Below are 15,324 nucleotides of genomic sequence, written 5' to 3' on the forward strand. Positions count from 1 at the left end.
AGACGCAGTGGTTTATTGATATCTAAATTCGCTTTATAAAAGCTTTTTAGATATCTAATAAACTGTGCGGGGGTGACTCGACAAAATCGATTTCTCCGAAATCACGATTTTTGAGTCACTCCCTTTTTTATTAAAGACAAAACAAGGAATGGCATGTAATTAAGCGATTCCTTGTTTCTTTTAAATTAATAATTTTTTAAATATTGATCAATTTCCCAATCGGTAACTTGAGTTCTAAATGAATCCCATTCGATTGATTTTGCTTCTATAAAGTTATAGAAAATGTGATCACCAAGAGCTTCTTTCATAATAGAAGATGAAGATAATTCTTTTAGGGCTGTGTATAATGTTGATGGCAATTCATCGATCCCATTAGCAATTCTTTCTTCAGGAGTCATAACATAAATATTACTTCTAACTTCTTCTGACGGAATAAGTTTATTTTCAATTCCATCTAAGCCAGCCGCTAAAATAGTAGACATAGCTAAGTATGGATTTGCTGCTGGATCTACTGATCTAACTTCAACACGTGTAGATTTACCACGGGCTGCTGGAATACGTACTAGAGGAGAACGGTTAGATGTTGACCATGCAACATAACAAGGTGCTTCGTATCCTGGTACTAGACGTTTGTATGAATTTACAGTAGGGTTACAAACAGCTGTGAAACTACGAGCATGTTTAAGAATCCCTGCAATAAAGTGCGAAGCAACTTCACTTAAACCATTTTCGCTAGTTTCATCGTAAAAACTATTTTCCCCTTTACTAAATAATGAAACATTACAGTGCATACCAGACCCATTAATACCAAAGATAGGTTTTGGCATGAATGTAGCATGTAGTCCATGTTTACGAGCGATAGTTTTAACGATTAATTTGAAAGTTTGAATATTATCACAAGCTGAAATTACATCGTCATACTTGAAGTCAATTTCATGTTGACCAGGTGCAACTTCGTGGTGACTTGCTTCAATGTCAAATCCAAGGCGTTCTAATTCAAGTACGATGTCACGACGAACATTTTCTCCTAAATCAACTGGAGCAAGGTCGAAATATCCACCATTATCATTTAATTCTAAACTAGGTTCCCCATTCTCTTTTAGTCTGAATAAGAAGAATTCTGGTTCTGGCCCAAGATTTAAAGTGTCAAAACCAAGTTTTTTCATTCTTTCAAGAGTTCGTTTTAAATTACCACGTGGGTCTCCGGCAAATGGTTTACCATTAACTGTGTATACATCACAGATAAAACGAGCAACTTTTCCATATTCACTATCCCATGAAAATACTAAGAATGTATTTAAGTCAGGATATAAGTACATATCACTTTCTTCGATACGAACGAAACCTTCAATTGATGAACCGTCAAACATCATTTTATTATCTAATACTTTTTCAATTTGACTAACTGGTACTTCTACGTTTTTTATAGTTCCAGTAATATCAGTAAATTGTAATCGAATGTATTTAACATTTTCTTCTTCAATTCTTTTAATAATTTCTTCTCTAGTAATAGTTTTAGCCATGTCTTCTCCTTAAAACTCTGTAAAAAATTTGTTAAAAAATCTAACATTAAAATTTATTTTTTTTATTGTTATAAAATCTTGATAAGTCACCTCGTCCAATTGAGCGTTCCCTAGGTAATCCGTTAGGACCAGCAAATATGTCGTTATGGATAATTTGTCTGATTTGTGTAGTTTTAGCAGATACATCTTTCTCATTTATAATTTCATCTATTGCCTTTAAACTAAACCCCTTTGTAAGTAGATCTTTTATAGTTAATAGTTTATCAATATCATTAAATGAAAAAAGCCTAGTGTTTCCCTCGGTACGTTTAGGAGTGAATAGTTTTTTTTCTTCATAATATCTTATCTGTCTAGCAGTAAGTTGCGTAATCTTAGTTACTACACTTATAGAAAAAACAGGAAGATTTTTTTGTAATTCTTTAAACCCCATAAAAGCACCTCTCAAATTAGATTTTGTGAAATAAATATTTTATATCTATATAGTATAATAACAAAATAAAATTTAAAAATAAAGTATATGTTAAATAATCTTACATTAAAAGTTTATGTTAACATTGAGAAGTATTATTGTGGAGTTTTTTTAAATATATATATAAAGTGTGTTTAAAATTTTTAGAAATCGTGATAAAATAAAGCTATATAAAAAAGAAAGGATGATAGTGTGGCGATATTTTTATCTGTTATAGTTTTTATTATCTCGTTTGTTCTACTTTTAGGTTCGTACATAATGTTAGTAGCAAATAGAAAAATAAAAAAAAGACGTATGGATAAGGTATTGAAGTTGGTAGCAGCATATAGTTTAGTTAGTGCTTTAGTATTTTGCTATCAATATTTATACTTATAATAATTTTAATTACAATTAAATATTAAGTTTGGATGTGAAAATTTTGAAAAAAGATTCCTTGTTTAAAGGGACTGCTATACTTAGCATAAGTTTAATCTTGACGAAAGTTTTGGGAGCTGTATATCTAATTCCGTTCTATCAAATTATTGGTGGAGAAGAACAGATGGCTTTGTTCAATTATGGATATAGTTATTATGCTACTATATTGGAGATTTCTGCAGCGGGGGTTCCCTTAGCAATAGCAAAGTTAGTTGCAAAGTATAATGCTTTAGGTGCTTATAGTATAAGTAGAAAAATCTATAGGTTAGGTTCTTGGATTCTTGTAGTAATGGGAATAATTGGTTTTTGTATTTTATTTTTTGGTTCTGGATTTATTTCGGAACAGATATTAATTAGTAATCAACAAAAATTCACACCACAAGAAGGAGCTTTGGTACTAAAAAGTTTGAGTTTTGGAATACCACTTGTATTAATTTCAGCAGGTATTCGAGGACTTTTCCAAGGCCATGAGATTATGTTACCATCAGCATTAAGTCAATTCGTGGAACAAGTAGCTCGTATTGCTTTTATGTTAGGTGCAACATATTTTATTATGAGAGTTTTAGGTTATGGAGTCGTTGAAGGGAATGTTAGTGCAACTTTTGCTGCAGCAGTAGGAGCTGTGTTTTCTTTAATTACGCTATCCTTTTTTTATACTAAATATAGAAGAAGTTTAGATTTTAATTCTCCAGAAGATAGTAATTCTATAGAGGTTACTACTGGAGAATTAGTAAAAGAATTTCTATCAGTTTCAATTCCGTTTATATTTATTGTTGGATTATTCCCGATTTTAAATATAATAGATCAACATAATTTTATTCATGGTATGACAAAAATAGGAAAAGCTGATATTGTTGATGGAAGATTCTCTGCATTGCAACTTGTTAATAAGGTAGTAATGATAGCTGTGGCTATTGCTCCAGCATTTTCAAGTACATTTTTACCTTCTATTACGCGATTATTTGCACAAGGTGATAAAGTGAGTGTGAGTTCTCAGATTAATAAAGTAATATTGGCTCTTATGATGATGGTATTACCAGCATTGGTTGGGATGTATGTTCTTGCCGATCCACTTTATTCTACTTTTTATAGTAGGAGTCTTATAAATGCAGATTTACTTAGATTTTATTTACCACTTGCGATTTTGTATTCTCTTTATAGTTTAACGAGTATCATAATGCAAGCAATAAATAAACAATTGATAAATCTTATAACTATAGTGATTGGGTTGGCGGTCAAATATATGACGATTACTCCATTTGTAGTTAATTATGAGACAAACGGTGTAATTTTATCTTCAATAACAACTTATGTAGTTATGATTATAATTAACTTAGTAATTATAAATAGTATTGTTAAACTTAAAGTTTTAGAATTTTTATCAAAATTAATTATTCTTTTAAGTAGTTGTTTCATTATGTTTATTGCAGTCGCTGCGGTTTATGATTCGATTGTCTCTAATTTTGTTATTGAGTCAAAAATCTCTAGTATGATATTAATTATTATATGTGCTGTTATAGGCGCTGCAGTCTACTTCTTTAGTATTACTAGAATGAAATTTGATAAGTATTTGTTTGGAAGAACAATAACCTTATTATCATTAAGAAATATGAGGAGAAGAGGATAGTGAGACTAGATAAATTTATAAGTACAACGACGACACTAAGTAGAGCAGAAGCAAAAAAAATTATAAAAAATGGAATATTAATTAATAATATTCTAGTAAAATCCCCTGATTATAAGGTTGATGAGATATGTGATCAGGTTATAGTGAATGGAGAACGGTTAGTTTATCAAAAATATATTTATATAATGATGAATAAACCTAAAAATGTTGTATCAGCTACAGAAGATGCGGTTGAAAAAACAGTAGTTGATATTTTAGAAGAAAAAGATCGTATGCATAAAGTTTTTCCTGTTGGTAGACTAGATAAGGATACTGAAGGATTAATGTTACTGACAAATGACGGTGAGCTTGCTCATAAATTAATTTCCCCCAAAAAAGATGTAGAAAAAAAATACTATGTTGAAGTTTCTGGGAAATTAAAAGATGAGTATATCAAAATTGTCGAGAATGGACTTATTATAGACGGAGGATATAAGTGTAAAAGTGCTCGCTTAGAAATACTCGAATCTATTGAGGAAAAAAGTAGAGCAAATATATTTATAACTGAAGGGAAGTTTCATCAAGTAAAAAGAATGATGAAAGCTTTAGGAACTACAGTAACATACTTAAAGAGATTGTCTATAGGATCATTAAAATTAGATGAAAATTTAAAATTAGGTGAATATAGATATTTAACAGAAAAGGAACTAAAAAATTTAAATAAATAATGGAGGGATATATTATGAATATCAATTTTAAACAAGAAGTTCAAAATCATAAGGAGGATCTATTAAAAGATTTATTCGATTTATTAAGTGTTCGTTCAATTTTAGGAACTGATGTAACTGAGGAAACTCCTTTTGGTAGCGGTCCAAGAGAAGCATTAGATTTAATTCTATCATTTGGAGAACGTGATGGTTATAAAACTAAATTAGTAGAAAACAAAGCTGGTCACATTGAAGTTGGTGAAGGTGAAGAGTTATTCGGTATCCTTGGTCACGTTGATGTAGTGCCAGTAGTTGAAGCTGATTGGATTAGTTACCCGTTTAAACCAGAAGTTAGAGATGGAAAAATTTATGCTCGTGGATCTTTAGATGATAAAGGACCTACAATGGCTGCTTACTACGCTGTAAAACTTTTAGATAAACTGGGTGTAAAATGGAATAAACGTGTTCGTTTAATTATCGGTAGTGATGAAGAAACAGGATTTAGATGTGTTGAATCATACTTTAAACATGAAGAACAACCTGCTTTAGGATTTACACCAGATGCTATGTTCCCGTTAGTTTATGCTGAAAAAGCACGTGTTACTTTTGACCATAAATTAATCTTCAAAGATGAAGAAGGAACTTACGATTACAAACTTGTTAAATTTAATGGTGGACAGGTTCTTAATATGGTTATCGCAAGTGCAGAAGCTGAATTAGAAGGTGATGCTGGCGATATTAAAGAAAAATTTGAAAAATTCTTATCTAATGAAAAACTAGAAGGAGAAGTTGAAGTTGGTAATACAATTAAGCTTGCTCTAAAAGGTAAAGCTGCCCACGGATCAACACCACAATTTGGTATTAACGGTGCTACAAAATTAGCAGAATTTTTAAGCACATTAGGATTAGATGTTAATGGTAAAAATTTCGTTAATTATATAGTAGAAAAATTAGCTAATGATCCATTCGGTGAAAAATTAGGGATAAATTATTCTGATGATGAAATGGGTGCATCAACATACAACTATGGTATTTTAAAATATGATTTAGCAGAAAAAGTTGGGATAGTATCAACTGACTGCCGCCATCCTAAGAAATTTAATCTAGTTGAAAAACTGGAAACAATAAAAGTTGATAATGTAAATATTGAAGTAACTAGTACAAAAGAAGCTCACTACGTACCAAAAGATGATGAGTTAGTAACTACTCTAATGGATGTTTATAGAAAATATACAGGAGATACTGAAAATGATGCATTTGTACTTGGTGGTGGAACATATGCTAGATGCCTGAAAAAAGGTGTAGCATTTGGACTTCTTTTCCCAGGTAAACAAGATACAATGCACCAAGCTAATGAATTCTTAGAAATTGAAGATTTATTATTAGCAACTGCGATTTATGCAGAAGGAATTTACAAACTTTGCTGCGAATAAAAATTATATAAAAATATTTATTTGATATAATAATTTTAGAGCACAAGGTAACATAAAAAGTCAATCTCAAAGATATTCTTATATATTTTTAATTTTAAAATTAGAATATCTTTGAGATTTTTAATTTTAATTAAAAATAGCATCTTGAAAAAAATGATTAAAGAATGTAAAATATATAGTGCATTATAGTTTTTAAAATTAGAAAAAGAGATTGAAGAAAGGAGCAGTAAGAAAAATGTCTAAAGAATATTATCAAATGGGCTGGACTTTAGATGATACATATCAAGAAGATTATTTTTGTTCGAGAGATAATCAGAGATATTTTATTAAAAAAAATACTACTCCAATGATTGCAACTCTTTCAGCAGAAGGAATAGTACCTAGATTAAGATGGACTAAGCGTATAAGTAATGGGGATGTATTAATTGCTCAAGATTTTGAAAATGGTAGAACATTAAATACAGAAGACATGACTGATAAACGTATTCCTGAAATTTTAAAAAAAGTTCATGGATCTGAAAAATTAAAGAAAATAATGAAGGCTCAGGGATATACAGAGGAAACAGCTGCGAGTTCCTTATACAATTTGAAATCAATTATTGCCGACGAGCTTCGTAAAAATAGTAATATAGTAAATGCACTTAATTATTTAGAGAATTCTATTCCGGTTGATGAAGTTGAGTATACGCCGTGTCATACAGATTTACATAAAGATAACTGGTTGTTATCTGATCAAGGGAAACTGTTTTTAGTTGATTGGGAACACTCAATATTATGTGATCCGGCAATCGATATTTCATTTGTACTGTATAGATATATTCCTCAAAGCGAGTGGAATGAATGGTTAGCGATATATGGTCAAGAACCTACTTTAAAATATAGAAATAGATTGAAGTGGTATATAACGTTACAATCAGTTATTATGATAGTTTGGTATCATGAGAAAAAACAATTATCTGAAATGAACTCATGGTTAATCTTTTTAGATAGAATATTTAACGATTTTATTTAAAGCATTAAATAGGAAAAACCTAATTAATGCTTTTATTTTTTTTATAAACGGTGTAAAATATAAAGAGTAACATAATATGTGTTAAAATGAATCAAAATTATGATTTATATAGCTTATGCAATATTAATTGATATTAATTAATATTTTTAGATGAAAATTATTTTAATTTGATGATTTTACTGTTATGTTAATAGAAACTTATGGAGTAATAGCATGACTATAAAGGATTATAAATTATACCTGATAGATTTAGATGGTACTATATATAATGGAGAAAAAAAAATCAGGTATGCTAAAGAGTTTGTTGAATATTTAAACGAAAAGAATATAGACTATTTATTTTTAACAAATAATTCGACGAAAGAACCAAAAGATGTCGCTGAGCATCTTAAGAAATTTGATATATACACTTCAGAAGAACATGTTTTTACTTCAAGTGACGCTACTAAAATTTATCTTGAATCTAAAGGATATAAAAACTTATATGTAATAGGAGAAGCTGGGGTAAAGAATACACTAAGTTCATTTTGCCAAAAGGATACTGAAGAAGATGTTGAAGCAATAGTAGTAGGTCTAGATAGAGAACTTACATATGAAAAATTAGCTATTGCTACTAAAGCTATTTTAAATGGAGCAGAACTTATTGGTACTAATCCAGATACATTATTACCTACTGCACAGGGTTTCGTGCCAAGTAATGGGGGGCAAGTCAAATATTTGGAATATGCAACTTCTACGCAGGCTACAATTATAGGTAAACCTAGTAATATTATTATGGAATCTGCCATTAAATTATTCAATTATAGAAAAGATGAAATAGTAATGGTAGGTGATAATTATGATACAGACATTATGTCAGGTATAAATAGTGGAATAGATACAATTCATGTTCAAACAGGTGTGACAAGCTTCGAAGAATTGAAAGACAAAGAAAAAAAACCAACGTATTCAATAGAAAACTTATATCAATTGATTAAATAGTGAGGAGAATATAAATGATTATAAAAACTGAAGAACAATTACAGAAAATGAAAGAAATAGGTTTCATTTGTGCAACAATCAGAGATGAAATGGTAAAAAAAGCAGTTCCAGGTGTTTCAACAAAAGAACTAGATAATATTGCTAAAGAATTATTTGAAAAATATGGAGCGAAATCAGCTCCAATAACTGAGTATGACTTCCCAGGGTATACATGTATTTCATTAAATTATCAAGCTGCACATGGTATCCCATCTAGTACTAAAATTTTAAAAGATGGAGATCTTCTTAATATTGATGTATCGGGGTGTAAAGATGGTTACTATGCTGATACTGGTATTTCTTTTGTTGTTGGTAAAGTTGATGATCCGATGAAAGAAAAAGTATGTGAAGTTGCTAAAGAAGCATTTTACGGAGGTATCAAACATGCTGTTGCAGGAAGAAAAATTAATCAAATTGGAAAAAATGTTCATAAAAAAATTAAAGAACATAAATTAGAAGTAATTGAAAATTTAACTGGTCATGGAATTGGAACTTCATTGCACCAAGAGCCACAACATGTCTTCAACTATTTTGATCCATGGGATAACATTATCCTAAAAGATGGTATGTGTTTAGCTGTAGAACCATTCGTATCTACAAAAGCAAAAACTGTAGGAAATTCAGAGAGAGACGAATGGGAATTAGTCGCAAATGACGGTTCATATATCGCTCAATATGAACATACAATTGTAGTTCGTGAAAATCAAGAACCGTTAATCTTAACAAAAATAGATTAATTTTCATTGAAAAAAGTTGACAAGTTAATAAAAATGTTTTAAGATACTACTTATTAAAAAAATATGGAGAGAAGAAAATGGCAGAAAATTTAGTAATAGTCGAATCTCCTTCAAAGGCAAAAACTATTGAAAAATATCTAGGGAAAAAATACAGAGTAATATCTTCAAAAGGTCATGTAAGAGACTTACCTAAAAGTAGAATGGGAGTAGAAGTACTAGATAATGGGAGTGTAGATGTTGATTATATTTCTATAAGAGGAAAAGGTGATGTAATCAAGTCTCTAAAAAAAGAGGCTAAAGGAAAAAAAGTTTTCCTAGCATCCGACCCTGATAGAGAAGGAGAGGCAATAGCATGGCATATTGCTCACATATTAGGTTTAGATAATGATTCTGATAATAGAATAGTATTTAATGAAATAACAAAAGATGCGGTAAAAGATGCAATTAAACATCCAAGAAAAATTAATACGGATTTAGTTCAATCACAACAGGCAAGAAGAATTCTTGATCGTCTTGTAGGGTATAATATTTCACCTGTTTTATGGAAAAAAGTTAAACCAAAACTATCGGCTGGTCGAGTGCAAAATGCCGCATTAAAACTAATTGTTGATAGGGAAGAGGAGATACAAAAATTTGTACCTCAAGAATATTGGTCAATGCCTATAGACTTTATAAAAAATAGAAAAGTTTTAACAGCTAATTTCTATTCGTATAAAGGTGAAAAAATTAAACTTGAGAGCAAAAAAGATGTAGACAAAATAAGAAAAGCTATAATAGGTGATACATTCAAAGTAATAGATGTAGCGAAAACTAAGAAAAATAGAAATGCACCAAATGTGTATATTACTTCTACTATGCAACAAGATGCTTCAAGAAAGATTAACTTCAAAACCCGTAAAACAATGAGTGTAGCTCAAGAGCTATACGAAGGAATAAATCTTAAAAAATTAGGTGGTGTTACAGGTTTAATCACGTATATGAGAACAGATTCTACGAGGGTTTCTGATGAAGCGGTAAAAATGGCAAGTGATTTTATATTGAATAATTATGGTAAAGAATATTTAGCCACATCAGTAAAATCAAGAAAAGCTAGTAAGAATGTTCAAGATGCCCATGAGGGTATTAGACCAACGAATGTTAATTTTACACCAGATTCAATTAAGGAATATCTATCAAATGATCAATACAAGTTATATAAATTGATTTGGGAAAGATTCCTTGCGAGTCGCATGAGTGCTGCAGTTTATGAAACTAGTACAACTACTTTTGAAAACAATGAAGTTGTGTATCGTGGTGCACATTCTAATCTATTATTTAATGGATTTTTAGCTGTATTAAAAGAAAAAGAAAAAGTTAAATTAGCACCAGAATTTGAAGTTGGAGAAGATGCTAAGGTTAAAGAAATAAAAGAAGAGCAACACTTCACACAGCCACCAGCAAGATATTCTGAAGCAAAATTAATTGCTGAACTTGAAGAATTAGGTGTAGGTCGTCCATCAACTTATGCAACAATAGTGGATACTCTACAAAAAAGATATTATGCTAAGTTGCAAAATAAGGTGTTTACTCCAACAGAATTAGGAACATTAGTAAGTAAAATTACTGAACAGTATTTCCCTGATATTATTAATACAAAATTCACTGCAAATCTTGAAAGTCAGCTAGATGATATTGCAGAAGGTAAAGTTGGATGGGAAAAAACAATTTATAATTTCTACAGTGGTTTTAGAAAAGATGTAGAAAAAGCAGAATCAGAAATGGAAAAAGTTGAGATTAAACAAGAATTTACTGGAGAATCTTGTCCAGAATGTTCCTCTCCACTAGTATTTAAACTAGGAAAATTTGGTAAATTTATAGCTTGCTCTAATTTTCCTGATTGTAGATATACAAATACAATTCAGAAAAAAGTAGGAGTAAAATGTCCAAAATGTAAGAAACATGATATATTAGAAAAGAAATCTAAAAAAGGTAAACTTTTCTATGGATGTGAAGGATTTCCAACTTGTGATTTTGTATCATGGGATAAGCCGATAAATAGAAATTGTCCTAAGTGTGATAATATTCTATTTGAAGGTAAAAAAGGTGTTCATTGTGATCACTGTGATTATAAAGAAGAAATTAAAAAATAGAAATAATAAAAAAGATTTGATAATTTATTTAATTGTCAAATCTTTTTAATTTTTAATTATTGATAGCTAATAATTTATTAGTATAAAAAAACGTATTTAAATATAGTGAATTAACTGAGAAAACGATTCACTTAAATTATTTGAAAGTTTAATTATCAGAAAATTTAAAACATTTATCCAACAAAAAAAGAAATATTTTTTAAAAATCTATTGACAAATGTTAATAAATATATTATTGTATATAACATACTTTAAAAAACAAAAATTATTTGGAGGAGATGACATGTTGAAATTTTTAAAGAAAAATCCATATGTATCAATCGGACTTATGTTATTTGCACTGTTCTTTGGTGCTGGTAATTTAATTTTCCCAGCATTCCTAGGACAAAACGCTGGAACTAATTTATCTACAGCGATGATAGGATTTATTATTATGGGAGTGGGATTACCACTTTTAGGAGTTATAGTAATGGGGTACTCAGGAGCTGAGGACTTATTAGATTTATCTAGTAGAGCAGGTAAAGGATTCGGTATTGCTTTTACGACTTTATTATATTTAACAATCGGACCTTTCTTTGCAATTCCTAGAACAGGAACTACAACTTATGAATTAGGATTATCAAGCTTTGTAGCACCTGAAAATACTACAATTGCTCAGGTTATTTTCTTAGCTTTATTCATGGGATTAACATTATGGTTAGCTATTAGCCCAAACAAACTAGTAGATAGAATTGGAACAGTAATTACTCCGGTTTTACTACTTTCAATGGTTGTGTTAATTATTGCATCATTAGTTAAACCTATGGGTGTAGCTCAAGAACCTACAAAAACATATGCTACTACTTCATTAGCATTTACGAATGGTTTAATGGAAGGATACAATACTATGGATGCATTGGCGTCATTAGTATTTGGTATTATCGTTATTAACTCTGTAAAACTATATGGAGCTAAAACTAAGAAAGAAGTATTTAACAATACAGCTAAATCAGCAATTATTGCAGCGGTATTACTGGCTTTAGTTTATGTATTCATTTCAAATATTGGAGCTACATCTGTTTCAGTATTAGGATTACAAAAAACAGGTGCAGGAGTATTAACTGGGGCAACAACTTTTTACTTCGGTAATGTTGGTAAATTACTATTATTCGTTATTGTATTTTTAGCTTGTTTAACAACAAGTGTAGGATTAGTAACAGCTTGTTCTTCATATTTCGTAAGATTATATGATAAAGTTAGCTATAAAACTTATGCTATTGCACTTACTTTATTTTCATTTGCAGTAGGTAACTATGGATTAGCTGCAATCATTCAAGGTGCAGTACCAGTATTAGTATTATTATACCCATTAACAATGGTATTAATCCTATTAGGATTCTTAAATAATTTCTTTGGTGGAAAGAGAGTTGTTTATGTAACTACAGTGTTATTTACAGGATTATTTAGTTTATATTCAACTGTAATTTCAACATTTAAATTAGCAGTACCAGCTGTTGATAATTTATTAGCAAAAGTTAAATTCTTACCAGTACCTGCAGATTTTGCATGGTTAGACTTTGCTTTAATTGGTTTTGTATTAGGTATCGTTTTAACTTTTTTTGTAAAAGAAAAAAGATAATTTTTTAAAAAGATGATAGGAGTTTAATCTTCTATCATCTTTTTAAATTTTTTGACTATTGTTTTGACAATAAGATAAAGCAATGGTATTATATTAAGATGTAGTCTTATATTTTTAAGAAAAAAAAGATCTAGAAGAAGAGTAATAAAATTTTGTTATTTTTATATAGGAGAAGCAATGGTTTTAGAATTTAGAGAATATAAAAAGAAAATAAAAAAAGATACCATCTTAGAATTAGATTTACAGGTGGATACAGGTGAAATTTTAACTATTATTAATAATAAATCGGAGAATTTAGAACTTCTAAAAGATTCTTTTAGAAAAAGAACGAAGTATAAAGGTGAGATTCTTTTCGATGATGAAGATGTTAGTAAGCAAAAACTTTTATTTACTAAAGATTTCGGATTTTATAACGATTTAACATTATTAAAAAATTTAAAAGTAGCATTAGAATTATTCAATGTGAAATATTCTATTGATGATTTAGCTAATGATTTAGAATTTTTAGGTCTTAAACCAAGTTCTAAGTATAAGGACATATCACCAAATGAAATTAGTAAGTTTCATATATTGTTTTCAATATTAGTAGACCAAAATGTTCTTATTATTGATAATACTGACAAAGATTTAACTCCAGAAGATATGGAAGCTATTAGTGATTTTGTTTTGGATAAATCAAATAATGCCAATGTAATTATTTTAGATACTATGTTAAATAGATATAACAGTATTGCAGATAAGGTTCTAGTTATTACTGATGGGATTAAATCATATTTCGGAAATCTTGAAGATTTATTAATCTTAAAACAACTTACTGCCATTAATATTTCTGACAATGAAAAACTAGATGATATACTATCTGGATATCAGTATACTATATATCATGATAATGAAATAGTAGTAAGAGAAGAGGTTCTTGAAGAAGTAGTTTATAGTTTATTAAAAAATAGTATTGAAGTATATCAAATTCGTAACTTAGGTGAGAAAATTAAATTATATGAGGGCGAGGATGATCTATAATGTTTTTTAAGATTGAATTTGGTAAGTTATTTAGAAGGAAATTTAATTATCTATTCGCATTAATTTTAATTTTATTAAATTTAGGTGTAGTTTTCAAATTAGATTCTTTATCATTATTTTATGATAAGTCTTTAGTGGATATTATTTTTAATATTGTATTAAAAATAGATTTGGTGCTAATATTATTTATTATGGGATTGAATTACATCTTTTCGTACAGAGAAGATTATATTTCAAAGGTAAATGTTTTTTTTGAGATTCATAAAAAGAAAAGTGTCCGAGATTTTTCTTCAATTTTAGCTAATTTAATTTACTTTTTAGTTTATTATGTAATAATAGTATCAAGTTTATTAGCTTTATTATTTGTTCGTAAGAATAGTTTATTTAGTGAAATAAAATCGATTATGATGAATGTAAATACTGCAGGAGCGTTCGCAACAATGTTAATATTATTGTTATTATTTGCAAATATTATATTCTTATTATCGTTAACATTATTCAATAATACTAATTTGGCTATTTCTGTTTCTCTTTTATACTTTTTAGGTGGAGAGGTAATTGCTAAGATGATCAAAACAAGGCTTAACTTTGCAAGTGAAAGAATAGATAATAGTGTGCTTACTATTTTTACTAAATCATTTAATAATTTGAATCAGCATATTACATTTAACCTTACTACTTTTTTACCTGTAGTGTTAAATTTTGTTGGGTTAGTAATAGTTATTTATATAGTAAGATTAATAAAAAAAATATTCGGATAGAAGGAGATTTTAATGGATACACAGATATTAATTCAGTATGTAATAGTGTTGCTTAGTTTGATACTATTAGAAGGATTATTGTCAGCAGATAATGCAATTGTACTAGCTGTTATGGTTAGACATCTTCCTCCGAAGGATCAAAAACATGCTTTAATGTATGGTCTTGCAGGAGCATTAATTTTTAGAATAATTGCAATTTTCCTAATTACAATTTTAGCACAGTATTGGGAAATACAGGTACTAGGTGGACTATATCTTATATATATGGCTGGTACGCATATCAAGGAATTTTTTGATAAACAGAAACAAAAAAATTCTGAAGAGGAAGTAAAAGCGCCGAAAAAACAAAGTGGTTTTTGGGCAACAGTTATAAAAGTAGAACTAACAGATATAGCTTTTGCTATTGATTCAATTTTAGCAGCTGTGGCAATTGCGATTACATTACCGCATATCTCAGAGGCATCAATCGGAGGAATTAACCTTGGACAATTCTCTGTTATGGTAATCGGTGGTTTTGTAGGTGTTGTAATAATGCGTTATGCTGCTAATATCTTTATCAAAGTATTGGAAACTAAGCCTGGTTTAGAAATTGCAGCTTTCTTAATAGTTGGCTGGGTAGGTATTAAACTATTTGTTATAGCAGCAGCTCATGAAAAACTAGGATTAATACCACACGATTTTCCTCATTCAACACTTTGGACTGTGATTTTCTGGGTTGTATTACTTGGATTATTAGTTTGGGGAATTTTAGTATCAAAAAGATTTGAAAATAAATAATATATATAAAGAAGAGATGATATAGTTATTATCTCTTCTTTTTCTGTTAACTTGGACTTCTAGTTTTCATATACACATAGAAAGATATATGATATAAT

General features: G+C 29.2%; 14 protein-coding genes. 12 read left to right on the plus strand and 2 right to left on the minus strand.

The features are described 5' to 3' along the window. Positions 1-185: 185 nt before the first annotated feature. The gene (glnA, locus tag PNO30_RS05610) at positions 186-1,523 is read right to left on the minus strand and encodes a type I glutamate--ammonia ligase (protein ID WP_271987461.1); all 1,338 of its coding nucleotides are present in this window, start codon (positions 1,521-1,523) and stop codon (positions 186-188) included. 46 nt (positions 1,524-1,569) lie between these two features. Next, positions 1,570-1,953 (minus strand): MerR family transcriptional regulator, encoded by a 384-nt coding sequence (locus tag PNO30_RS05615; RefSeq protein ID WP_271965182.1) that lies wholly within the window; start codon positions 1,951-1,953, stop codon positions 1,570-1,572. 231 nt (positions 1,954-2,184) lie between these two features. On the opposite strand from PNO30_RS05615, the gene PNO30_RS05620 reads away from it, so the two are divergent. From PNO30_RS05620 to PNO30_RS05675, 12 genes are all read left to right on the plus strand, one after another. Continuing rightward, positions 2,185-2,367 (plus strand): hypothetical protein, encoded by a 183-nt coding sequence (locus tag PNO30_RS05620; RefSeq protein ID WP_271965180.1) that lies wholly within the window; start codon positions 2,185-2,187, stop codon positions 2,365-2,367. A 34-nt stretch (positions 2,368-2,401) separates the two neighbouring features. Continuing rightward, the gene (locus tag PNO30_RS05625) at positions 2,402-4,033 is read left to right on the plus strand and encodes a putative polysaccharide biosynthesis protein (protein ID WP_271965178.1); all 1,632 of its coding nucleotides are present in this window, start codon (positions 2,402-2,404) and stop codon (positions 4,031-4,033) included. Continuing rightward, positions 4,033-4,740 (plus strand): pseudouridine synthase, encoded by a 708-nt coding sequence (locus PNO30_RS05630; RefSeq protein ID WP_271965176.1) that lies wholly within the window; start codon positions 4,033-4,035, stop codon positions 4,738-4,740. Before PNO30_RS05625 ends, PNO30_RS05630 begins: the two co-directional genes overlap by 1 nt. A gap of 14 nt (positions 4,741-4,754) precedes the next feature. Then, positions 4,755-6,152: a dipeptidase PepV gene (pepV, locus tag PNO30_RS05635; protein WP_271987462.1), complete on the plus strand. Its 1,398-nt coding sequence runs from the start codon at positions 4,755-4,757 to the stop codon at positions 6,150-6,152. 235 nt (positions 6,153-6,387) lie between these two features. After that, positions 6,388-7,164 (plus strand): phosphotransferase family protein, encoded by a 777-nt coding sequence (locus PNO30_RS05640; RefSeq protein WP_271965172.1) that lies wholly within the window; start codon positions 6,388-6,390, stop codon positions 7,162-7,164. 213 nt (positions 7,165-7,377) lie between these two features. Further along, positions 7,378-8,145: a TIGR01457 family HAD-type hydrolase gene (locus PNO30_RS05645; protein ID WP_271987463.1), complete on the plus strand. Its 768-nt coding sequence runs from the start codon at positions 7,378-7,380 to the stop codon at positions 8,143-8,145. A 14-nt stretch (positions 8,146-8,159) separates the two neighbouring features. Beyond that, on the plus strand, positions 8,160-8,921 hold the full coding sequence (map, locus tag PNO30_RS05650; protein ID WP_271987464.1) for a type I methionyl aminopeptidase: 762 nt from the start codon (positions 8,160-8,162) through the stop codon (positions 8,919-8,921). Between the two features lie 77 nt (positions 8,922-8,998). Next, a complete protein-coding gene (gene topA, locus PNO30_RS05655) occupies positions 8,999-11,050 on the plus strand; it encodes a type I DNA topoisomerase (RefSeq protein WP_271987465.1) in 2,052 nt (683 codons plus the stop codon). A gap of 283 nt (positions 11,051-11,333) precedes the next feature. Further along, positions 11,334-12,668 (plus strand): branched-chain amino acid transport system II carrier protein, encoded by a 1,335-nt coding sequence (gene brnQ / locus PNO30_RS05660; protein WP_271987466.1) that lies wholly within the window; start codon positions 11,334-11,336, stop codon positions 12,666-12,668. Between the two features lie 177 nt (positions 12,669-12,845). Continuing rightward, entirely contained in the window at positions 12,846-13,688 is an 843-nt protein-coding gene (locus PNO30_RS05665) for an ABC transporter ATP-binding protein (RefSeq protein WP_271987467.1), read from the plus strand. Next, complete coding sequence (locus PNO30_RS05670) at positions 13,688-14,449, plus strand: iron ABC transporter permease (RefSeq protein ID WP_271965159.1); 762 nt, start codon at positions 13,688-13,690, stop codon at positions 14,447-14,449. The genes PNO30_RS05665 and PNO30_RS05670 overlap by 1 nt, the downstream gene beginning before the upstream one ends. 12 nt (positions 14,450-14,461) lie before the next feature. Further along, positions 14,462-15,226 (plus strand): TerC family protein, encoded by a 765-nt coding sequence (locus tag PNO30_RS05675; protein WP_271965158.1) that lies wholly within the window; start codon positions 14,462-14,464, stop codon positions 15,224-15,226. The last annotated feature ends 98 nt before the right edge of the window (positions 15,227-15,324 follow it).

Origin of the sequence: Gemella haemolysans (assembly GCF_028308085.1) — a bacterium.
GTDB lineage: Bacteria > Bacillota > Bacilli > Staphylococcales > Gemellaceae > Gemella > Gemella haemolysans_D.